Below are 21,084 nucleotides of genomic sequence, written 5' to 3' on the forward strand. Positions count from 1 at the left end.
TCTACAATGGGAGGCGTGCGGCTTGCCGAGCTTCCTCCTCTCCCTGAGGCCCCTGGGGTCTACCTTTGGAAGCGGGAAGAGGAGGTCCTCTATGTGGGCAAGGCCAAAAGCCTAAGGGCCCGGGTGCGGAGCTACTTCCACGCCGAGGGCAAGGCCAGGCGCATCGCCGAGGAGGCCACAGGCCTGGACTTCATCGCCACCCGGGACGAGGTGGAGGCCCTTCTCCTCGAGGCCAACCTCATCAAGGCCCACCGCCCCCCCTACAACGTCCTTCTCAAGGACGACAAGCACTACCCCTTCTTAAAGCTCACCCAGGAGCCCTTCCCTACCCTTTTGGTGGTGCGGCGGGTGGAGGAGGATGGGGCCAAGTACTATGGCCCCTTCCCCGAAGCCAGCGCCCTAAGGCGCATCAAGACCCTGATAGACCGCCTTTTCCCCTTGCGCAAGAACTCCGGCTACCCCATGAAAAAAAGGCGCTACCCCTGCCTGAACTACAGCATGGGCCGCTGCCTGGCCCCTTGCGTGGGCCTTGCCGACCCCAAGGCCTACCAGGAGGTGGTACGCCAGGTGGAGGCGGTGCTGGAGGGAAAGGTGGATGGGCTCCTAAGGGAGCTGGAAGCCAAGATGCGGGAAGCCGCACAGAGGTTAGAGTTTGAGCGGGCAGCGGAAATCCGGGATCAAATGGAGGCCCTAAGGGCCTTCTTCTCCACCGCCCAGCAAGCCTTTGACCCGGAGATGGGGGACCTGGACTTCCTGGGCTTGGCCCAGGCAGGGCCTTTGGCGGTGGTGCAACTCTACCAGGTGCGCTCAGGGCGGATCCTGGGCCGCATCAGCGGGGTGGTGGAAAAGGAGGAAGCGAGCCCTGAGGAAATCCTCTGGGCCTTCCTGCGGGACTACTACCTGGAGGCTTCCCCCCTACCCCCCCTGATCCTGCTGCCCTTCCCCCTGGAGGATCTGGAAAGCCTAGCAGCCCTCCTTCACCGCCGCGCCGGGCGGAGGGTGGAGCTAAGGGTGCCCAAAAAGGGGGAGAAGGTAAGGCTTCTCGAGCTGGCGGAGAAGAACGCCCGCCTGGCCCTGGAAACCGAGCTCAAGCAACGGGAAAGGCGGGGGGACCACCCCGCCCTAAAGGCCCTACAGGAGATCCTGGGGCTATCCCAAAGGCCCCATCGCCTCGAGGGGTACGACGTAAGCCACCTCCAGGGGGAGGCCCGGGTCTTTTCCATGGCCGTCCTGGAGGGGGGCAGGCCCAAGAGGGCGGAGTACCGCAGGATGCGCCTGAAGGCAGGAAACGACGACTACGCCGCCATGGAGGAGGGGGTATACCGGCGCTTCACGGGAAGCCTAAAGGACCTGCCCCTCCCCGACCTCCTCCTGATCGATGGCGGGCTAGGCCAGGTGCGGGCGGCAGCCCGGGCTTTGGAAAGGGCCGGCCTGAACCTCCCCCTGGTGGGCCTGGCCAAGAAGGAGGAGGTCCTCATCACCCAAGAGGGCCGGGAGATCCGCCTGCCCCTAACCCACCCTGCCCTCCAGCTCCTCATCCACCTTCGGGACGAGGCCCACCAAAACGGACTCCGCTACCACCAAAAGCGAAGGAGCCAGGAACTTTTCCAGGTGCTAAAGGGCATCCCCGGCATCGGGGAGGCGAGAAGGCGCCTTCTTTTGGAGCGCTACGGGGGGCTTAAGGCCTTAAAGGAAGCACCTTTGGAAGAGCTTGCCCGCCTGCCGGGCATGAACCGAAAAGCTGCCGAGGCTTTAAAGGCCGCTTTGGAAAACCCCCCTAAGGAAACCTCACCACCACCGGCCTGAGGCGGTTTTCCCGGGTCCCGTCGCCCAGTTGCCCGTACTCGTTCTTTCCCCAGGCGTAAAGGATGCCCTCCCTGGTCAGGGCCAGGCTATGGGCGTCCCCTGCGGCCAAGGCCACAACCCCCTTTAAATCCTCTATCCGACGGGCCTCGAGGCGGGACTCGTGGGTGCCATCCCCCAGCTGGCCGGCCTCATTGGCGCCCAAGGCCCACACCTCCCCCTCCTGGGTCAAGCAGAGGAGATGCTCCCGGCCCGCTGCCAAGGCCACTATTAGCGGCAGGCCTTCAAGCCGCCTCGGCGTGGCGGAATCCAAGCCGAAAACGTACACCGAGCCATCCGCCAAAAGGGCCGCGCTGAAGTTACCTCCGCCCACAGCCTGGACCACCTGGGATAGACCCTCCACCGACAAGGGCCTGGAGCGGGACTCCACCGTGCCGTCCCCCAGCTGACCTGAAAGGTTGGCCCCCCAGGCGTAAAGCTGCCCCTCGCGGGTGATGGCCAAGGAGTGGAAGTACCCCGCCGCCACCGCCATTACCGGGGGAAGCCCCTGAACCCGCACCGGGGACTTCCGCATCTCGTAGGTGCCATCGCCTAGTTGGCCCTCCACGTTGGCCCCGGAGGCGTACACCGCCCCGTCCTCCGCCAGAAACAGGCTGTGCTGGTAGCCCCCCGCCACACCCACAATCCTGGGCAAGCCCTCCACGCGCACCGGCCGGCCTTGGCTGGCCAAGGAACCCAAGCCCAGCTGGCCTTCCTCGTTGCGGCCAAAGGCCAGCACCCTTCCCTCGGGGTCCAAGGCCAAGGTATGGGCTTCGCCCGCCGCCACAGTTACCACACCCTGCAGCAAAAGCACCGGGCGGTTACGATTTAAGAAGGTTCCGTCCCCTAGCTGGCCATGGTAGTTCCAGCCCCATCCCCACAAAGTGCCCAGTTTAACCACGCCTTGTTTAAGGAAGAGGCTATGCCCAGAACCCGCCGCCAGCATGCCCTGGGAAAGGGCTACCCCCAGGAACAAGAGCGTTAACCCACCCCACCGTTGCCATCCCATTCTGATTCCTAGGCTAACCAGGGTCGCCTAAAGCCACCTTAAACACCTGGGGTAAGATAACCCCCTGATGGTGCGCCGCGCCCTGGAAGAGGCCATTCACCAAGCCCTCAAGGAGATGGGCCTGGACCTCCGTCTCAAGGTGGCCAAGGCCCCCAAGGACAAGCCCGGGGACTACGGGGTTCCCCTCTTCGCCCTAGCCAAGGAGCTAAGGAAACCCCCCCAGGCCATCGCCGAGGAGCTCAAGGCCCGCCTGGACCTTCCCCCTTTCGTGGAGGAAGTCATCCCCGTGGGGGGGTACTTGAACTTCCGCATCCGTACGGAGGATCTCCTCAAGGAGGCCCTGAGGCCCAAGGAGCCTTTCCCAAAGAGGGAAGGCCTGGTGCTCATCGAGCACACCTCGGTGAACCCCAACAAGGAGCTCCACGTGGGCCACCTGCGGAATATCGCCCTGGGGGACAGCCTGGCCCGCATCCTGGACTATGCGGGGCGGAGCGTCCTGGTCCTGAACTACATTGACGACACGGGCCGCCAGGCGGCGGAAACCCTTTTCGCCCTAAGGCACTACGGCCTCACCTGGGACGAGAAGGAGAAGTACGACCACTTCGCCGGCAAGGCCTACGTGCGCCTCCACCAGGACCCCGAGTACCCCAACCTGCAGTGGGGCATAGAGGAAGTCCTTCACGCCCTGGAGCGGGGGGAGCTCAGGGAAGACGTCAACCGCATCCTCCTGGCCCAGATGGCCACCATGAAGGCCCTGAACGCTCATTACGATCTTCTGGTCTGGGAATCCGACATCGTTCGGGCGGGGCTTCTGGAAAAGGCCCTGAGGATCCTGGAACAGAGTCCCCACGTCTTCCGCCCCACGGAGGGCAAGTATGCGGGGGCCTTGGTCATGGACGCAAGCCCCTTCATCCCCGGGCTGGAAGACCCCTACTTCGTCCTGGTGCGCTCCGGGGGAGCCGCCACCTACTACGCCAAGGACATCGCCTTCCAGTTCTGGAAGATGGGCCTTTTGGAGGGGTTGTACTTTCAGCCCTACGAGAACCCCTACTACCCGGCCCTGAGAACCAGCGCCCCCCAGGGGGAACCCTACACTCCCAGGGCCCGGGAAACCATCAACGTCATCGACGTGCGCCAAAGCCACCCCCAGGCCCTGGTGCGGGCGGCCTTGGCCCTGGCGGGGCACCTCGAGCTGGCGGAGGGTGCCTTCCACCTGGCCTATGAAACCGTACTGCTGGAAGGCAAGCAGATGTCCGGGCGCAAGGGCCTGGCGGTGAGCGTGGATGAGGTCCTGGAGGAAGCGGAAAGGCGGGCCCTTGCCGTGATAGAGGAGAAAAACCCCGACCACCCCGCCAAGGAAGAGGCGGCCAGGATGGTGGCCCTGGGGGCCATCCGCTTTGCCATGGTGAAGACCGAGCCCAGGAAACAGATCGATTTCCGCTACGCCGAGGCCCTTTCCTTTGAAGGGGATACGGGCCCCTACGTCCAGTACGCCCACGCCAGGGCCCACAGCATCCTGCGCAAGGCCGGGGAGTGGGGGGAGATAGACCTTGCCCAGGCCACCCCGTACGAGCGGGAACTGGCCCTGGCCCTCCTGGACTTTGAGGAGGCGGTGCTGGAAGCTGCCGAGGAGAAGACCCCCCATGTTCTAGCCCAGTACCTGCTGGACCTTTCCGCCAGCTGGAACGCCTACTACAACGCCAAGGAGGACGGGAGGCCCGCCACCCCGGTGCTCACGGCACCCCCGGGCCTGAGGGAACTCCGCCTTGGCCTGGTGAGGAGCCTGCAAGAAACCTTGAAGACGGGGCTTTCCCTCCTGGGTATCCCCGCCCCTGAGGTAATGTAAGGGCATGCGCCTCGTCCTCGCCGCCCTCCTCCTTTCCCTCTTGGCCCTGGGCCAGCGCCTAGTCTCCCCCGAGGAGGTGGCCCGAAGCCAGGTGATCCAAAAGGCCCTGCCCGCAGTGGTCCGGGTCCAGGGCTCCCCCACCGCCCCTGGGGAGAACCAGGTGGTGGGCACGGGGTTCTTCGTGAGTCCCTTCCGGGTGGTCACCAACTACCACGTGGTCCAGGACTTGGCCGACCTCACCGTGCGCCTGGCGGACGGGCGCACCTTCCCCGCGGAGCGCTTCGCCGTGGACCCCGGGATCGATATCGCCCTTCTCACGGTACGCGGCCTCCAGGCTCCCCGGGTGCTGGCCTTCAGCAAGACCCCCAGCACCAGCCTTCCCCTGGGCATGGGGGTGGTGCTGGTGGGGTTTCCCTTCGGCCAGGGACCCTTGGCCTCCTACGGGATCCTCTCCGGCATAGGCCCCCTCGAGGTTCCCTCCCCCGACCCCAGCGTGGGAGCCGAGGTGGGGGAATACCTCTTCACCGATGCCCCCCTCACCGTGGGCAACTCGGGAAGCCCCCTTCTGAACCTGCAAGGGGAGGTGGTGGGGGTGGTGGCGGACGTGGTGGGAGGACCCTCAGGGATGGGAGGAATTGGGGTGGCCATCCCGGCGGATCTGGTGGCCCAAAGCGTCCAGGACCTGGAGCGGTTCGGCATCCCCCAGCGGGGCTGGCTGGGGGCCAGCCTGGTTAGCCTGGATGAACTTCCGCCGGTGCTCCTCAGGGCGGTGGGCCTCACCACCACCCAGGGGGCCATGGTGGACCGGGTGGACCCCGGAAGCCCCGCAGCCCGGGCCGGCCTAAGGGGAGCCCAGCGGGATGCCCAGGGGAGGCTTCTCGCCCTTGGGGATGTGATCCTGGCGGTAAACGGCAAAGCGGTCAAGGGCAAGGCGGAGGTGGTCCGCCTCATCGCCCGCTACCGCCCTGGGGACCGGGTGCGGCTAACGCTTTGGCGGGAAGGACGGAGGCTCGAGGTCACCCTCACCATGGTGGCCCGGCCTGCCAGCCGTTAGGCTACCTTGCGGAGGTAAGCGTGTACATCGCCATAGAAGGCCCCATCGGTGCAGGCAAAACCACTCTGGCCCGGCTTCTTGCGCAAAGGTTTGGGGCCGAGCCCCTTCTGGAGGTGGTGGAGGAAAATCCCTTCCTGCCCCTTTTCTACCAGGACCGAAAGCGCTACGCCTTCAAGACCCAGGTCTTCTTCCTCCTTTCCCGCTACCGGCAGCTTTCCCGCCTTCGGGAAAGACCCCTCTTCGGCGGGGTGGTGGCCGACTACCTTTTTGACAAGGACGCCATCTTCGCGAGCCTCAACCTGGAGGGCCCCGAGTGGGACCTTTACTTGGACCTTTACCGGGAACTTTCCTTGAAGCTCCCCCCGCCCGACCTCACGGTCTACCTAAGGGCCCCGGTGCCGGTGCTATTAGAACGCATCCGGAAACGGGGCAGGCCATTTGAGGAGGGGATGGACCCCGCCTACCTCGAGGCCCTCTCCGAAGCCTACGAGCGCCACTTTACCCGCTACGCCCATCCCCTCTTGGTCCTCGAGGCGGACCAGCTGGACTACAGCCAACCCGGCCCCGACCAGGACCGGGTGGTGGCCCTGGTGAAGACCCACCTTGCCCAGGACGGCAGGACCGCCTAAAGAAGGGTCCAGCATGTATCTGGCCATCGCCGGCAACATCGGTAGCGGCAAGAGCTCCCTCACCGCTTTGCTCTCAGAGGCCTTCGGGCTGAAGCCGGTGTACGAGGCGGTGAGCGAAAACCCCTACCTGGAGGACTTCTACCGGGATATGGGGGCCTACGCCTTCCACTCCCAGGTCTTCTTCCTGGCAAGAAGGGTGCGCCAGCACCTTCTGGAGGTGAACGGGGCGAGGGCCGTGGTGCAGGACCGCACGGTCTATGAGGACGCCCTGGTCTTCGCCCAGAACCTTTACCGGGAAGGCCACTTGAAGGAGCGGGACTGGCGAACCTACCTGGACCTCTTCCAGAGCGTGTCCCCAGCCCTCAGGAAGCCCGATCTTCTCATCTACCTCCGGGCGAGCCTCCCCACCTTAAGGGAGCGGATAAAAAAGCGGGGAAGGCCCTTTGAGCAAAACCTCCCCGACCGCTACCTTCTCGGGCTCAACACCCTCTACGAGGAACTCATCGCCTCCTGGGACCTCTCCCCCGTCTACGTGGTGGAGGCGGACCGGATAGACTTCGTGGAAAGGGCGGAGGACCGCGATAGCCTTCTTGCCGCCCTCCGCCTGTGGATCCAGCCATGACCCTCGAGGAACTCTTCGCCCCCTTTGGCCTCAAGGCCCCGCCCCTTAGGGTCTTAGGCCTCACCCTGGACTCGAGGCGGGTGGAACCCGGTTACGTCTTCGTGGCCGTGCCTGGGGTGCCCCTTCCCCACCGCAAGCCCTTGGACGGGCACGACTTTATCCCCGAAGCCCTGGCCAAGGGGGCCATCGCCGTGGTGGGGGAAAGGGAGTTAAGCCTTCCCGTGCCCTACCTGCGGGTGGGGGACGCCCGGGAGGCCTTGGCCCACCTGGCCCGCCATTTCTTCGGCGAACCCGACCGGAAACTGGCCCTCTTGGGCATCACCGGTTCCAAGGGGAAGAGCACCACGGCAAGCCTCCTTCACCACCTCCTGCAAGCTGGCGAAAAACCCGCCGCCCTCCTCTCCACCGTGGGCCTCCGCCTGGGAAAGGAGGCCCGCCCTAACATCGGCCATTTCACCACCCCCGAGGCCCCCGAGGTGTACGGGTTTTTGTGGGAAGCCGTGGAGAGGGGGCTGGAGGCTGCGGTGCTGGAGGTTTCCAGCCACGCCCTGGCCCTGAAGCGGGTGGAGGAGCTTTCCTACCGCATCGGGGTCTTCGTGAGCTTCTACCCCGACGACCACCTGGACCTGCACGGCACCGCCGAGGCCTACTTTGCCGCCAAGGCCCTTTTGGTGGAGCGCTCCCACCTGGCCGTTTTAAACACCCGCCTGCCCCATCTGAAGCGCCTTCTTCCCAGGCCCCATCTTCTCTTCGGACCGGGTGGGGAGGTGTGGGGGGAGGGCTTGCGGGAAGAGGAGGAAGGCCTCCGCTTTACCCTGCATACCCCCTGGGGCTCGGGGGAAGCCTTTTTGCCCATGCTGGGGAGGTACAACCTGGATAACGCCCTGGCTGCCAGCGCCGCCGCCTTGGCCTATGGGCTTTCCCTGGAAAAGGTGCTTCAGGGCCTCGCCACCTTTAGGGGGGTGCCGGGGCGGATGGAGGTGGTGCAGAGAAAGCCCTTCCAGGTGGTCATCGACTTCGCCCACACGGGAAAAAGCCTGGAGGAGGCCCTAAAGACCCTGCGGGCCACCACCCGGGGAAGGCTTCTTCTGGTGGTGGGGGCTGCCGGGGAACGGGATCCGAGGAGGCGGGAGGATATCGGGCGGGTGGCGAGGCTTGCCGACAAGACCTTTTTCACCGAGGAGGACCACCGCACGGAGGACCTCCGGGCCATCCTCGAGGCCCTGGCCAAGGCCGCCAGGGAGGAGGGGGGCCTTTACGAGATCATCCCCGACCGCAAGGAAGCCATCTTCCGCGCCCTTTCCGAGGCCCGGGAAGGGGATACCGTGCTCCTTGCCGGCAAGGGGCACGAGCGCACCCTGGAAAGGGGTACCCTGGCCCTGCCCTGGGACGAGAAGGCGGTGGCCCTGGAAGGGCTTAAGGCCCTGGGCCTAGGTGGAGGCGAGCATCCCTAGGGAAGCCACCCATTCCTCGAAGGCCCTAAGGCCCCTATAGTACATGGCTTCCCGCTTCTCCTTCTTGGCCATCCTTCCCTCCACCGGCGGGACCAGCCCCCAGTTGGCGTACATGGGCTGGAAGCCCTTGGGGTTGGCGGTGGCCAGGAAGCGGACCAATCCCCCCAGCATGCTCTCCTCCGGCGGGGCCACGGGTTTTAACCCCTGGTAGCGCCGGGCGGCGTTCAGGCCCGCCAGGAATCCTGTGGCGGCGCTTTCCAGGTAGCCCTCCACCCCAGCCAGCACCCCCGCGGCGAAAAGCCCTTCCTGCTCCTTAAACTCCAGGGTCTCCCGGAGTAGGAGGGGAGCGTTTAGGTAGGTATTCCGGTGCATCACCCCGTAGCGCACGATCTCGGCGTTTTCCAGGCCCGGGATCATCTGGATGAGCCGCTTTTGCTCGGGCCACTTAAGACCGGTCTGGAACCCCACCAGGCTCCACATCCGCCCCGCCTTGTCCTCCTGGCGAAGCTGCACCACGGCGAAGGGCTCCTTGCCGGTCCTTGGGTCCTTGAGCCCCACGGGCCTCATGGGGCCAAAGAGGAGGGTTTGGTAGCCCCTTCGGGCCAGCTCCTCCACGGGCACGCAGGCCTCAAAGAACTCCCGCTTCTCCCACTCGTGGGGGGTGTGCTCCTCGGCCTCGAGGAGGGCCTGGTAGAACCGCCGGTACTCCTCCTTGGTCAGGGGGCAGTTGAGGTAGTCCGCCTCCTGCCCGTACCGCCCGGCCCGGAAGCACTTTTCCAGGTCGATGCTTTCGTACAGGACGATGGGGCTTGCCGCATCAAAGTAGCTCAGGAAGTGGTCGCCAAACCGGCGCCGTATGGCCTCGGAGAGAGCGTCGGAGGTAAGGGGCCCCGTGGCCAGGATGGCGAGGCCCTCAGGGACCTCCGCCACCTCCTCCCGCACCACCTCCACCAGGGGATGCCGGGAAAGCCTCTCCGTGATGTACTGGCTAAACTCCTCCCGGTCCACGGCCAAGGCCCCTCCTGCAGGCACCCGGGCCCTGAAGGCTGCCTCCATGACCAGGCTTCCCGCCCGGCGCATCTCCGCCTGCAATAGCCCCTTGGCGTTCGCAGGCCCCTCGCCCCCCAAGGAGTTGGAACAGACGATCTCCGCCAGCTTTTCTGTGGCGTGGGCCGGGGTCATGCGCTTGGGGCGCATCTCATAAAGGAGCACGGGAACCCCAAGCCGCGCCAGGGTCCAGGCGGCCTCGCTTCCCGCCAGGCCTCCGCCCACCACCGTTACCCGTTCCATCCTTTAGATGGTACCACCCGGGCTGGTTTGGGAAAAGGGCGAGGGCGGGTAGAATGACCCTATGGCGGTGCGGCACCGGTTTAAGGTGGATTCCCTATGAGCCTGGCCAAGCGCATCATCCCCTGCCTGGATGTCCACGCGGGCCGCGTGGTGAAGGGGGTCAACTTCGTAAACCTCCGCGATGCGGGCGACCCCGTGGAAGCCGCCCAGGCCTACGACGAGGCCGGCGCCGACGAGCTGGTCTTCCTGGACATCTCCGCCACCCACGAGGAGCGGGCCATCCTCCTGGAGGTGGTGGCCCAGGTGGCGGAAAGGGTCTTCATCCCCTTAACCGTGGGGGGAGGCGTCCGCACCTTGGAGGATGCCCGGAGGCTTCTTCTGGCCGGGGCCGACAAGGTGAGCGTGAACTCGGCCGCGGTGAAGCGCCCCGAGCTCATCCAGGAGCTTTCGGACCACTTCGGCTCCCAGGCGGTGGTCCTGGCCATTGACGCCCGCTGGAAGGGGGACTTCCCCGAGGTCTACATCGCCGGCGGACGCATCCCCACGGGGCTTCACGCGGTGGAATGGGCCCTTAGGGGGGTAGAGCTTGGCGCCGGGGAGATCCTTCTCACCAGCATGGACAAGGACGGCACCAAAGAGGGCTACGACCTCAGGCTCACCCGCATGGTGGCCGAGGCGGTGAGCGTGCCGGTGATCGCAAGCGGGGGGGCGGGGAAAAAGGAGCATTTCCTCGAGGCCTTCCTGGCCGGAGCCGACGCCGCCTTGGCCGCCAGCGTCTTCCACTTCGGCGAGATCCCCATACCCGAACTCAAGCGATTCCTAGCCGAACAGGGCTTGGAGGTGCGCCTAGATGGACCTATCCCAAGTGAAGTTTGATGAACAGGGCCTGGTGCCCGTGGTGGTACAGGATGCCAAAACGGGCGAGGTCCTGACCCTGGCCTACGCCAACCGGGAAGCCCTGGAGGAAACCCTAAGGACAAGGCGGAGCACCTTCTATAGCCGGAGCCGAAAGACCCTGTGGCGCAAGGGGGAGACCTCGGGGAACATCCAGGAGGTGGTGGAGGTCCTCCTGGACTGCGATGGGGATGCGGTGGTCTACCGGGTCCTTCCCCACGGCCCCGCCTGCCACACGGGGGAGCGAAGCTGCTTCCACCGCCCCCTCCTTTCCGGAGAACCCAGCCTGGGCTTTGTCCTTTCCCAGGTCTACGCCACCATCCAGGAGCGGCTTAAAACCCTTCCCGAGGGAAGCTACGTGGCCAAGCTTCACCAGGCGGGCCTGGACCGGATCCTGAAGAAGATTGGGGAGGAGGCCGGAGAAGTCATCATCGCCGCCAAGAACCAAAGCCCTGAGGAGGTGCGCTGGGAAGCCACGGACCTTCTCTTCCACCTCCTCATCGTGCTGGCGGAACTGGGGCTCACCCCGGAGGACCTGGCCAGGACCCTCTGGGAGCGGCACCGGCCCCCAGGCGGCCCTGCGCCCAGTTAAGTACCCCCTTTCCCCCTGGCCTTAGCGCCGCCTCCCCTGGGCGGGAGCGCTCAGCCAGAGCCTTCCTTCCAGAAGGACCGCCCTCCCGAGAAGGCGGAGCTATCCCAGGAGGTAGGCGGTGAAGCCCTTCTGCCGCAAGCGCCGGAGGTAGCGCCTCCTTAGGCGGAGGAAGCGCTTTTGGGTGGCCTTTCGGTAAAGCCAGGGACCGTCGGGCACCAAGGCGGTCATGCTTCCAGCTTAGCCCAACCCCTTATGATGGAAACATGGAAATCGAGCGCCGACTGGTCCTCGAGGTGGTGCGGGTAACCGAACAGGCCGCCCTGGCGGCAAGCCGCCTGGCGGGCAAGGGGGATAAGGAAGCCGTGGACGAGGCGGGCACCCAGGCCATGCGCCGGGTCCTGAACGAGCTTCCCATAAAGGGCACGGTGGTCATCGGCGAAGGGGAGATGGACGAGGCCCCCATGCTGTACATTGGCGAGGTCCTGGGCCAAGGGGGCGTGGAGGTGGACATCGCCGTGGACCCCGTGGAGGGCACCACCACCGCCGCCAAGGGCCTGCCCAACGCCGTGACCGTGATCGCCATCAGCGAGAAGGGCGGCCTCTTCCACGCCCCCGACATGTACATGGAAAAGCTCATCGTTCCCCCCCCGGCCGCGGGGCTTGTGGATCTTTCCTGGCCGGTTTCCGCCAACCTGAAGGCCTTAGCCCTGGCGCTCCAGCGCTCCGTGGAGGACCTGGTGGTGGTGGTCCTGGACCGCCCCCGCCATGAACGCCTCATCCGGGAGATCCGGGAGGCAGGAGCCCGGGTGAAGCTGATCTCCGATGGGGATGTGATCGCCGCCTTGGCCGCCGCCATCCGGGGCACGGGGGTGCATGCGGTGATGGGGATTGGCGGGGCCCCTGAAGGCGTTTTGGCCGCCGCCGCTTTAAAGTGCCTGGGCGGGGAGATCCAGGCCCGCTTCACCCCACAAAACGAGGAGGAACGAGCCCGGCTCAAGGCCATGGGAGGGGACGAAAACCGCATCTACCGCACCGAGGACCTGGCCCCGGGAAGGGAGATCGTCTTCGCCGCCACCGGCATCACCGACGGGGATATCCTCCAGGGGGTGCGCTTCTTCGGGGGCGGGGCCAGGACCCATTCCATCGTTCTGGGCCACGCCACCCGCACCGTTCGGTTTATAGACTCCATTCATCTTTTTGAAACCGGAGCCCGGGTGACCATTCGGGTTTAGACTAAGGGCGTGCCCCGCTGGTACGCCCAGGAAGAAGCCCTAAGGCTTGCCCTGGATTTCTTCCAGGGCGATGAGCTTAGGGCCTCCGTGTTCCTCCACCGCTACGCCCTAAAGGACCCGGAAGGCAGGCTCCTGGAAGCCACCCCGGAGGAAATGTGGCAGCGGCTCGTCCAAGGAGTCACCCGGGTGGAAAAGGGAGCCACGCAGGAGTTCTCCTGGCTTTTCTCCGACTTTCGCTTTGTCCCCGGGGGACGGATACTCTTCGGCCTGGGAAACTGGCGCCGGTCCACCCTGTTCAACTGCTACTACATCCCCATCCGGGAGGACTCGGTGAAGGGGATTACCCGCTTCCTGGACGAGGCCGCCCGCACCTTCGCCTACGGGGGCGGGGTGGGGAGCAATGCGGATGCCTTGAGGCCCAAGGGGGCTAAGGTGGGCAACGCAGGCATGGAGAGTTCGGGGGCGGTGAGCTTCATGGAGCTCTTCTCCACCCTGGCGGGGGTCATGGGGGCCAGCGGGGGCCGGCGGGGTGCCTTGATGCTCACCTTCTCCGACACCCATCCCGACCTCCTGGACTTCCTCCAGGTCAAAACCGACCCCGAGCGAAGCCGGGTGCGCCACGCCAACATCTCCCTAAGGGCCACGGACGCTTTTTTACAAGCCGCCTTGGCCGACGAACCCTGGACGCTTTCCTTCACCACACCCCGGGAGCACATAACCCGCATCATCCGGGCCAAGGAAGCCTGGGACCTCCTGGTGGAGGCCGCCTGGCAAAGCGCCGAACCCGGCCTCCTCTTCTGGGACCGGGTGCGCACCTGGGCCACGGCCCAGTACGGGGGGATGGAGGTGGAAGGGGTCAACGTTTGCGGGGAGGTTCCCATGGAACCCTATGGGGCCTGCAACCTGGGAAGCCTTAACCTGGCGGCCTTCGTACAGGAGCCCTTTACGGACAGGGCCCAGCTGGACTATGCGGGCCTCGAGGAGGCCACCCGTTTGGCCGTGCGCTTCTTGGATGCGGTGGTGGACCTGGGAAAGAACCGCCATCCCTTGAGGGCCCAACGGGAAGCCTCCTTAAGAAGCCGGCGCGTTGGCCTTGGGATCATGGGCCTGGCGGACACCCTGGCCATGCTGGGACTGCCCTATGGTGCGGAGGAAAGCTTAACGTTTGCGGAAGAGGTCATGCGCCGCATCAAGGAAGCCGCCTACTGGGAAAGCACCCGCCTGGCAAGGCAAAGGGGTTCCTTCCCAGCCTTTGACCCAAAGGAGCACATAAAAAGCCCCTTCATCCAGTCCCTGCCCGAAGCCCTCATCCAGGCGGTGGAAAAGGGCCTGAGGAACGCTGCCCTTCTTTCCATCGCCCCCACCGGCTCCATCTCCATCCTGGCGGGGGTAACGAGCGGCATAGAACCCATCTTCGCCCTCACCTACCTGCGCCACGCCGGGGGACAGGTGTTTTTGGCGGAACATCCCCTCTTGAAGCGGTACCGCAGGGAACGAGGAGGCGAGGTGCCGGACTGGCCCACGGCCCATACTGTGGATCCTTTCCAGAGGGTACGCCTCCAGGCCGCCTTGCAACGCCATGTGGACCAAAGCATCTCCTCTACGGTGAACCTCCCCCAGGAAACCCCCAAGGAGGTGGTGGAGAACCTCTTCCTCACCGCCTGGAAGGAGGGGTGCAAGGGCATCACCGTCTTCCGGGAGGGAAGCCGGGAGGAAGTCATCGAACCCCTGCCCCCGGTGGGGGTCTGCACCTTCTGCCAGACGGCATGACCCGCTACCGCATCGCCACCCGGCCCTACCTTCCCTACCCGGGGGAGCGCCTGGCCCGCAGGAAGGGCCTGGGAGGCGAGTTTTACGAGCTCCACCCCTATGCCCCCGGGGACGAGGTAAGGCGGGTCCACTGGCGGGCTTACGCCAAGACGGGAAGGCTCTACACCCGCCTGGAAACTGCACCCGAGCGAAGCCGTTTCCGCATCTACCTGGACGAAAGCGAAAGCATGCGCCTCTTCGGCAAGCTGGCCTACGGGGAGGAGGTGGCGAGGCTCCTCCTGGGAATCGCCCGCCAGGAGGACGCCCTGGCCCGGCTGGAACGGGGCAGACCGGAAGCCCTTCGCCCGGGCCGGGGCACCCTGGTCCTCATCACCGACGGGCTAGACCCCTTGCCCTGGCCCAGGATCCTTCCGAAGAGATTGGTGCTGGTCCAGATCCTGGCACCCCTGGAGCTGACCCCGCCCCTCGAGGAAGCCTTCCTCAAGGACGTGGAAACCGGGGAATCTCTCCCCGTGGGGCCGGAGGAGGTAAGGGCGTACCAAAAGGCCCTCGAGGGGCACTTAAAAGCCCTCCGCCTCCTCGCCCTTCTTCGGGGCCGCTACGCCCTTTTGAAGGTGGGAGAACCTCCCCTTCCCGCCCTCCTCCGCCAGGGGGTGGTGGAGCCCCTTTAGTACGCCTGGGTAAACTCCTCAAGCCCCAGGGCCCTTAGCCTTCCGGGGTCCACGCTTCCCTTCTCCCACCCCGCAAGCCGCCAGTAGGTGCGCACGCCCTCCTGGAAGGCCTCCTTGCCCAAATAGGCCTCTGGACTGCCCTTGCGGAAGGGATGGAAGAAGCGCTCGGGTAGGCGGTCCTCCTCCGGACCGATCCCCTCCCGTAGGTTGAAAAGCCGGGTGAGCTGAAGCGTCCTCTCCCCTACCTCCAGCATCTCCTTAGGGGAAAGCCGCCAGCCTGTGGTGGCGTAGATGGCCTCCTGCCACTCCTCTGGGGTCCAGGGCACAAAGTCGCACATCACCAGGCTGTTCACGAAGCCCCGCTCCCGGGTCTTGGTCCAGAGCATGCGGATTTTGGCCTCGGAAAGGTCCTCTGGGGGAAGGGGCGCAAAGTCTTCCCCATAGAAGCGAAGCTCCTTTAGGGCCTTCCCCTCCTTGGCGTAGGCGGTGTCGTGCAGGTTGTGGTTGTGGTCGGCTCCCGTTGGGCTCACCGCATACCCCACCCCCAGGGCCCGCTTGTACCGGGGGTCATGCATGGGCACCTCCTGGCCCTTCACCTGCATGGCCAGCTCCGGATGGCCGATGGCCTCCGAAAGCCGCCTGGACCCCAAGGCCAAGAGCTCCCCAAGCCGCCCTTCCCTCCGGGCCAGCTTCTCTATGGCAGCGATCAGGGCGTCCCCGTTGCCGAAGCGGAGCCCCAGACCCTCGTCGTCCAGGTAGCCCTTCTCCACTGCCTCCATGGCCGTGGCGATGGTCACCCCCACCCCGATCACGTCCAGACCGTACTGGTTGCAAAGGGTGTTGGCTTTGGTGACCGCATAGGGATCCGTGACCCCGCAGGTGGAGCCCAAGGCCCCAAGCCCCTCGTACTCCGGCCCCCCGTACTCGGGGCGCACGTCGTACTTGCCGGTGCCCTCGATCCGCACCACCTGCTTGCAACGGATGGCGCAGGCGTAGCAGGTATCCCGACCGATGCGGATGCCCAGGGCGTCCAAGCTGGTGCCGTCCAAGGCCTCGGCTCCTTCCAGGAAACCATCTAGAAAGTTGTGGCTGGGAAGAACCCCCCGGAGATTGAAAGGCTTCACCGTACCCACGGTACCCATGGTGACCAGGCCCGCGGCCCTTTCCATGCGTTCCCCCGCCATACGCCGGGCCAGGGTGGAGAGGAGGGAGGGATCGTGATAAGTGGGACGGGTATCCTTTCTGGCCCGGGCGGAGACCGCCTTCAAGCGTTTGGCCCCCATCACCGCCCCCAGGCCCCCTCGCCCGGCGAAGTGGGCCAGGTCGTGGATTACGTTGGCGGTGAGGACCCGGTTTTCCCCTGCGATGCCGATCTGGGCCACACGGGTGCTGGAGCCATGCGCCGCCTTGAGGAGGGTTTCCACCTCCAAGGGGTCTTTACCCCAAAGATGGGAAGCAGGGTGAAGGGCCACCTCGCCACCCTCCACGTGAAGGTATACGGGTTCCTCCGCCTGCCCCAGGACCACCAGGGCGTCCAGGCCGGCGTTCTTCATCTCGGCGCCGAAGAACCCCCCGGCCTCCGCATCCCCATACCCTCCGGTGAGGGGGCTTTTGGCGGCCACGGTGTTGCGGCCCGACCCCGAGATGGGGGTGCCGGTGAGGATGCCGGGGGCAAAGATAAGGGCGTTTTCCGGGCCCAGGGGATCCGCTCCCTTGGGCACATGCTTCAAAAGAAGGTAAGCGGAAAGGGCCCTACCCCCAAGAAACCTGCGCCAGAAAGCCTCGCCATAGCTCTCATACCAGATCCGTCCCGTGGAGAGGTCCACGAAGGCCACGCGGTCGTGATAGCCCTTGGGCATAGCTAAAGTTTAACCCCTGGGGCCAAAGCCCCAGGGGTAAACCCCGGATTGGGTTAGCGGGTCTTCCCCGCCAAAAGGTCCTCGGCCAGCTTCTGGGCCTTATCCAGGGCCGACTTGGGATCCGCCTTGTTCAAAATGGCCTCCTTGATGGCCTGGCCCAGAATGTCAAAGCGGATCTGCTCCCACTCCGCCAAAGCCGGCTCAAACTTGGCGTAGCGGCTTTGGCGCACGATGGTGGCGAAATCGGGGTTCTCGGTAGCGTAGGTCTGGTAGACCGCATCCTTCAGGGCTCCCTCGGTCACCGGCACGTACCCTGTGGCGGTGGCGAAGACCGCCTGGGCCCTGGGGGAGAGGACAAACTGCAGGAAGTCCTTGGCCACCGCCTGCTCCTCCTTGCCGGCTTGGCGGAAGACCACCAGGTTGGTGCCCTGGACCAGGCCGAAGCCCGCCTGGCCGGAGGTGCGGCCCGGCAAGGTGGCCACCCCCAGGTCAAACTTGGCTCCCTGGCGGTAGTAGGTGTAGCCGGCAGAGGTATCCACGCTGAAGGCGTAGGGGCCGGAGCCCAGGTTCTGGTTGATGTACCCGGAGGTGATAGCCTTAGCCCACCCCTCCTTCACCCCGTTTTGCAGGAGGGTGAGGGCCTCCACCGCCTCCTTGGAGTTCAGGACCAGCTTGCCGTTTTTCAGGTAGCTCCCCCCCAGGTTGAAGAAGAAGTAGGCAAAGGTGGAGGCATCCGGCTGGAACCAGTAGACAGGACCCCCTTCCGCCTGGGAAAGCTTCTTGCTTAAGGCCACGAACTCCTCGAGGGTAGCTGGCACCTTGGCTCCGTGCTTTTTGAGGAGGTCCTTGTTGTAATAGAGGACCTGGATGCTCTTGTTGAAGGGCACCCCGTAGACCACCCCCCCGAAGCGCACGGCGTTCAGGAAGGCCAGGTTCACCCCCTGAAGCTTCACCCCCAAGGACTCGATGGGCAGAAGGGCCTTGGCCTCGAGGTACAAGGCAATGTTGTTCTCATAGGCCTGGGCCATGGCGGGCACCTTCCCTGCGGCGAAGGCTGCCTTGATCTTGGTGGAAAGGTCCCGGTACCCCCCTTGGGGCACGGGACGCACGCACCGGCCCTGCTGGGTCTTGTTGAACTCCACCACCAGGTTCTCCAAGGCAGCCTTGGGCGCCCCTCCAGTGAAGCCGTGCCAGAGCTCCGCCACCACCTTGGCCTTGGCGCACTGCTCCTTGATAACGTCCTCGGGTTTGGCCTGCTGGGCCAAAGCCAGCCCCAAAACCGCCGCTAGCAAAAACGCTTTCCGCATACACAAGACCTCCAAGGAGAGTATATCCCTCCTCCTGTCAAGCCAAGGTCAGGCTACTTAAGCCCCGAGCGGGCAATCCCCTGAATAAACTGGCGCTGGGCTAAGAAGTAGCCCAGGATCACGGGGAGGATCACGAAGGTGCTGGCCGCCATCAAGGCTCCGTAGTCCGATCCCGCCTCGGAAACAAAGGCCTGCAAGCCCAGCTGCACCGTGCGCATCTCCGGGCTTTGGGTGACGATAAGGGGCCAAAGGAGGGCGTTGTAAGCCCCCAGGAAGGTGAAGATTCCGTAGGACACCAGCCCGGGAAGGCTTAAGGGCAGGGCGATGCGGAAAAGCTGGGTCAGGTACCCCGCCCCGTCTATGCGGGCGGCATCAAAAAGATCCTGGGGCAAGGAAAGGTAGAACTGCCTAAGGAGAAAGATGCCAAACACCGAGGCCAGCCAGGGCACGATAAGGGCGTAGTAGGTGTCCAGCCAGCCCAGCCTGGCCAGAAGCACGTAGTTGGGGATGAGGAGCACCTCCCCCGGCACCATCATGGTGGCCAGGATGAGCACGAACACCGCCTCCTTGCCCGGAAAGGGAATGCGGGCCAGGGCAAAGGCCGCCAGGGCCGCCAGAAAAAGCCCCACCGCCACCTGGGTCAACGCGGTGAAGAAGCTATTGAAGAAGTAGCGCCCCCAGGGAGCCGCATGCCAGGCTTCCAGGTAGTTGTGGAGCACGTAGCCCAAGGCCCCGGGCACCGCATTCACCCACTCCAGCCGCCAGTACTCCCCCTGGGAGCGAATGGCATCGGGTGGCAAGGGTGCCTCCAGAGGGACTTCCTTGGGCCAGAGCACCACCAGGGGCAAAAAGCGGAAGGCTTCTTCCGTGGTGTTGGTCAGCCGCACCCGCCAAGCCCCTTCCCGATATGCCGCCTCCACCCGGGTGCCATCCGCCCGCGGGTCAAAAAAGGCCCCAGGGGTGCGGGGTACCAAAGCCCTGGGCGGATGCCCTTCCCTCCCAGGGAAAACCAGCTCCACGCTTTTACCGGGTGCCAAGCCCCCCCATAGGGGGCTATCCCCCAGCCTGGCCGCCCTGAGCCAGTTCGCCGGCTTCATGCGCTCCGGAACCCAGATGGGCTTGGCCTGCAGGGCTTCCTGGGGGCTTTTCAGGCTGGTGGCCAGCATCCAGTAGAAGGGAAAGGCCATGACGAGCCCTCCCCCTAGGAGGAGCAAGTGCACGACCAGGGTCCCAGACCTAAATCTCATAGTTCACCCGCCTCTCCAAAACCCGCCTCTGGATCAAGGTGAGCACCAGAATAAGAAGGAAGGTCACCATGGCGATGGCACTGGCGTAGGAGAAATCCGAGTCGCGGAAACCCTTGTTGTAGAGGTAGAAAGCCAGGGTAAGGGTATCCTGCAACACCCCGCCCGTGGGGGTCAGGACGTAAACCTGGGTGAACACCTGGAAGGCCCCGATGAGCCCCAGGGTGAAGAGAAAGAAGGTGGTGGGGGAAAGAAGGGGCCAGGTGATGAGCCGGTGCTTCTGCCAAAAGCTCGCCCCATCCAGCTCCGCCGCCTCGTAATACTCCTTGGGAATGGCCTGAAGCCCGGCCAGGAGGATCACCACCTGGTATCCCAGAAAGTGCCATACACTCATGACCATGATGGCCACAAAGGCCAGGCTGGGCCCCGCCCAAAAACCCTGGGGCTGAACTCCCAGGGGCTCGAGGAGAAGAGCGAAGACACCCTTAGGCGTGTTCAGCCAGTCCAGGCCCGGGGTGCGAAGAAGCCAGTTGAGAAAACCGAACTCCGGGTGGTAGATCCATCGCCACACCGCTGCCGCCGCCGTCAGGGCGGTGATGTAGGGGAGAAAGTAAAGGGTGCGGTAGAATCCCAGGAAGGCCACCTGGGTGTTCAGGAGGATGGCCACCCCTGTGGCCAGGAGAAGGCCCACCGGCACGGTAAAGACCACGTACCAGAAGGTGTTCCCCAAGGCCTTCCAGAAAAGAGGATCCTGGAGGAGAATGCGGTAGTTCTCCAAGCCAGAGAAGGCCGCGGGGCGCAGGAAGTTCACCCGTTCAAAGAGGCTCAGATAAAAGGCGTAAAAGGTGGGGAAAACATGCCAAACCAGAAGGAGGGCTAAAGCCGGCCAAACCAAGGCCCAGCCGTAGAGGGCTGCCTGCGCCTTTTCCCTCAGGCCCCGGCCAAACAAGAGGGCGAAGAAGAGGGGAGCCAGAAACGCCATGGGTGGGAACCAGTACGCAAAAAGCCCAAGCCCCAAAAGGGCATGGTGCCGACCAAAACGAAGCCCCCAAAGGACGAAAAGGGCGTAAAGCCCAAGCCCCATCCCCACCCAGGCTCCCGGGAGAAAGCCGAGCCGGGAGGCGTAAACACCAAGGGCAAGAAGCGCCCCCAAGGACAGAAGGGCATGGAGGGGAAAGGTCCGCATCCCGTGCCGGAGTATATAGGATGGTAAGGTGTGGACCCTCACCCTGGACACCGCCACTCCCTACCTTTCCTTGGGCCTCTTCCACAGGGAAGAGGGGGTGGGCCGGGTGGTGCGGCTGGGCCGTAGGCACGAGGAAGCTCTGTTTGGCTTACTGGACGAGCTCCTAAGGGAAGTGGGCGTGGAGCGGGAGGAGATCGGCACCCTGGTCCTGGGGGAGGGCCCGGGTTCCTACACGGGCCTTCGCATCGCTTTGGCCGCGGGCATGGGCATCGCTTTAGCCCACGGAGCCAAGGTGTTTGGGGTAAGCTCCCTCCTCGCCGCCTGCTGGCCCTTTTTGGAGGAAGGCGGGCCTCCCCTAACCGCCCTTTTCACCGCCAGAAACGGGCTCTTCTACGGGGCCACCTATGCCAGGCGTGAGGGGAAACCCCTTGTGCTCGAGCCCCCTAGAAAGCTCAAAGCCCAGGAGGTCTCAAGGGCCCAGCTCCAGGGTAGCCACCTTCTCCTGGACGCGCCCCCAGATCCCAGGGCCCTTTACGAGCTTCTGCCCTTTGCCAGGGATGGGGTGGAGCCCTTGTACCTTTAA

The 21,084-nt window shown here is 64.8% G+C and carries 19 protein-coding genes; 12 read left to right on the top strand and 7 right to left on the bottom strand.

Features of this window, described 5'->3' with window-relative positions:
* Nucleotides 1-6: 6 nt before the first annotated feature.
* The gene (gene uvrC / locus KQ693_RS11885; RefSeq protein ID WP_267261417.1) at nt 7-1,806 is read left to right on the top strand and encodes an excinuclease ABC subunit UvrC; all 1,800 of its coding nucleotides are present in this window, start codon (nt 7-9) and stop codon (nt 1,804-1,806) included.
* Here uvrC and KQ693_RS11890 read toward each other — a convergent pair.
* Entirely contained in the window at nt 1,778-2,851 is a 1,074-nt protein-coding gene (locus KQ693_RS11890) for an RCC1 domain-containing protein (RefSeq protein WP_267261418.1), read from the bottom strand. The genes uvrC and KQ693_RS11890 overlap by 29 nt on opposite strands.
* 67 nt (nt 2,852-2,918) lie before the next feature.
* Between KQ693_RS11890 and KQ693_RS11895 the strand changes: the two genes are divergently transcribed.
* Genes KQ693_RS11895 through KQ693_RS11915 form a run of 5 tightly spaced genes read left to right on the top strand, consistent with a single transcriptional unit; the run spans nt 2,919 to nt 8,456 of the window.
* Entirely contained in the window at nt 2,919-4,697 is a 1,779-nt protein-coding gene (locus tag KQ693_RS11895) for an arginine--tRNA ligase (protein WP_267261419.1), read from the top strand.
* Nucleotides 4,698-4,701: 4 nt separating this feature from the next.
* Nucleotides 4,702-5,751 (top strand): S1C family serine protease, encoded by a 1,050-nt coding sequence (locus KQ693_RS11900; RefSeq protein ID WP_267261420.1) that lies wholly within the window; start codon nt 4,702-4,704, stop codon nt 5,749-5,751.
* A gap of 20 nt (nt 5,752-5,771) precedes the next feature.
* The gene (locus tag KQ693_RS11905; protein WP_105316524.1) at nt 5,772-6,380 is read left to right on the top strand and encodes a deoxynucleoside kinase; all 609 of its coding nucleotides are present in this window, start codon (nt 5,772-5,774) and stop codon (nt 6,378-6,380) included.
* A gap of 13 nt (nt 6,381-6,393) precedes the next feature.
* Nucleotides 6,394-7,002: a deoxynucleoside kinase gene (locus KQ693_RS11910; RefSeq protein WP_267261421.1), complete on the top strand. Its 609-nt coding sequence runs from the start codon at nt 6,394-6,396 to the stop codon at nt 7,000-7,002.
* Nucleotides 6,999-8,456, top strand: coding sequence for a Mur ligase family protein (locus KQ693_RS11915; RefSeq protein WP_267261422.1), 1,458 nt, complete (start codon nt 6,999-7,001; stop codon nt 8,454-8,456). The genes KQ693_RS11910 and KQ693_RS11915 overlap by 4 nt, the downstream gene beginning before the upstream one ends.
* Here the strand turns inward: KQ693_RS11915 and trmFO are convergent.
* Entirely contained in the window at nt 8,433-9,746 is a 1,314-nt protein-coding gene (trmFO, locus tag KQ693_RS11920; RefSeq protein ID WP_267261423.1) for a methylenetetrahydrofolate--tRNA-(uracil(54)-C(5))-methyltransferase (FADH(2)-oxidizing) TrmFO, read from the bottom strand. The two genes, KQ693_RS11915 and trmFO, sit on opposite strands and share 24 nt — an antisense overlap.
* Nucleotides 9,747-9,842: 96 nt before the next feature.
* Here trmFO and hisF point away from each other — a divergent pair, with 96 nt between their 5' ends.
* Together hisF and hisIE are read left to right on the top strand one after the other, a co-directional pair.
* Nucleotides 9,843-10,622, top strand: a complete 780-nt coding sequence (gene hisF / locus KQ693_RS11925) for an imidazole glycerol phosphate synthase subunit HisF (RefSeq protein WP_267261424.1) — start codon at nt 9,843-9,845, stop codon at nt 10,620-10,622.
* Complete coding sequence (gene hisIE / locus KQ693_RS11930; protein WP_267261425.1) at nt 10,597-11,232, top strand: bifunctional phosphoribosyl-AMP cyclohydrolase/phosphoribosyl-ATP diphosphatase HisIE; 636 nt, start codon at nt 10,597-10,599, stop codon at nt 11,230-11,232. Before hisF ends, hisIE begins: the two co-directional genes overlap by 26 nt.
* Before the next feature lie 99 nt (nt 11,233-11,331).
* Here the strand turns inward: hisIE and KQ693_RS11935 are convergent, their stop codons facing one another.
* Nucleotides 11,332-11,460: a hypothetical protein gene (locus KQ693_RS11935; RefSeq protein WP_267261426.1), complete on the bottom strand. Its 129-nt coding sequence runs from the start codon at nt 11,458-11,460 to the stop codon at nt 11,332-11,334.
* A gap of 35 nt (nt 11,461-11,495) precedes the next feature.
* Between KQ693_RS11935 and glpX the strand changes: the two genes are divergently transcribed.
* Genes glpX through KQ693_RS11950 form a run of 3 tightly spaced genes read left to right on the top strand, consistent with a single transcriptional unit; the run spans nt 11,496 to nt 14,905 of the window.
* Entirely contained in the window at nt 11,496-12,464 is a 969-nt protein-coding gene (gene glpX / locus KQ693_RS11940) for a class II fructose-bisphosphatase (RefSeq protein WP_015717753.1), read from the top strand.
* Nucleotides 12,465-12,473: 9 nt separating this feature from the next.
* Nucleotides 12,474-14,234: an adenosylcobalamin-dependent ribonucleoside-diphosphate reductase gene (locus tag KQ693_RS11945; protein WP_267261427.1), complete on the top strand. Its 1,761-nt coding sequence runs from the start codon at nt 12,474-12,476 to the stop codon at nt 14,232-14,234.
* Nucleotides 14,231-14,905 (top strand): DUF58 domain-containing protein, encoded by a 675-nt coding sequence (locus KQ693_RS11950; RefSeq protein ID WP_267261428.1) that lies wholly within the window; start codon nt 14,231-14,233, stop codon nt 14,903-14,905. Before KQ693_RS11945 ends, KQ693_RS11950 begins: the two co-directional genes overlap by 4 nt.
* On the opposite strand, the gene KQ693_RS11955 is transcribed toward KQ693_RS11950, so the two are convergent.
* Genes KQ693_RS11955 through KQ693_RS11970 form a run of 4 tightly spaced genes read right to left on the bottom strand, consistent with a single transcriptional unit; the run spans nt 14,902 to nt 20,501 of the window.
* Nucleotides 14,902-16,764, bottom strand: coding sequence for an aldehyde ferredoxin oxidoreductase family protein (locus KQ693_RS11955; RefSeq protein ID WP_267261429.1), 1,863 nt, complete (start codon nt 16,762-16,764; stop codon nt 14,902-14,904). The two genes, KQ693_RS11950 and KQ693_RS11955, sit on opposite strands and share 4 nt — an antisense overlap.
* A gap of 53 nt (nt 16,765-16,817) precedes the next feature.
* Nucleotides 16,818-18,071 carry an ABC transporter substrate-binding protein gene (locus KQ693_RS11960; protein ID WP_267261430.1) on the bottom strand — a complete coding sequence of 418 codons (1,254 nt, stop codon included), beginning with the start codon at nt 18,069-18,071 and terminating at the stop codon, nt 16,818-16,820.
* Nucleotides 18,072-18,124: 53 nt separating this feature from the next.
* Nucleotides 18,125-19,258, bottom strand: coding sequence for a carbohydrate ABC transporter permease (locus KQ693_RS11965; protein WP_416376361.1), 1,134 nt, complete (start codon nt 19,256-19,258; stop codon nt 18,125-18,127).
* Nucleotides 19,259-19,307: 49 nt separating this feature from the next.
* Entirely contained in the window at nt 19,308-20,501 is a 1,194-nt protein-coding gene (locus tag KQ693_RS11970; RefSeq protein ID WP_267261432.1) for a carbohydrate ABC transporter permease, read from the bottom strand.
* Nucleotides 20,502-20,529: 28 nt separating this feature from the next.
* On the opposite strand from KQ693_RS11970, the gene tsaB reads away from it, so the two are divergent.
* Nucleotides 20,530-21,084: a tRNA (adenosine(37)-N6)-threonylcarbamoyltransferase complex dimerization subunit type 1 TsaB gene (gene tsaB / locus KQ693_RS11975; RefSeq protein ID WP_219758676.1), complete on the top strand. Its 555-nt coding sequence runs from the start codon at nt 20,530-20,532 to the stop codon at nt 21,082-21,084.

The organism is Thermus brevis, assembly GCF_026427635.1.
Taxonomy (GTDB): Bacteria; Deinococcota; Deinococci; order Deinococcales; family Thermaceae; genus Thermus; species Thermus antranikianii.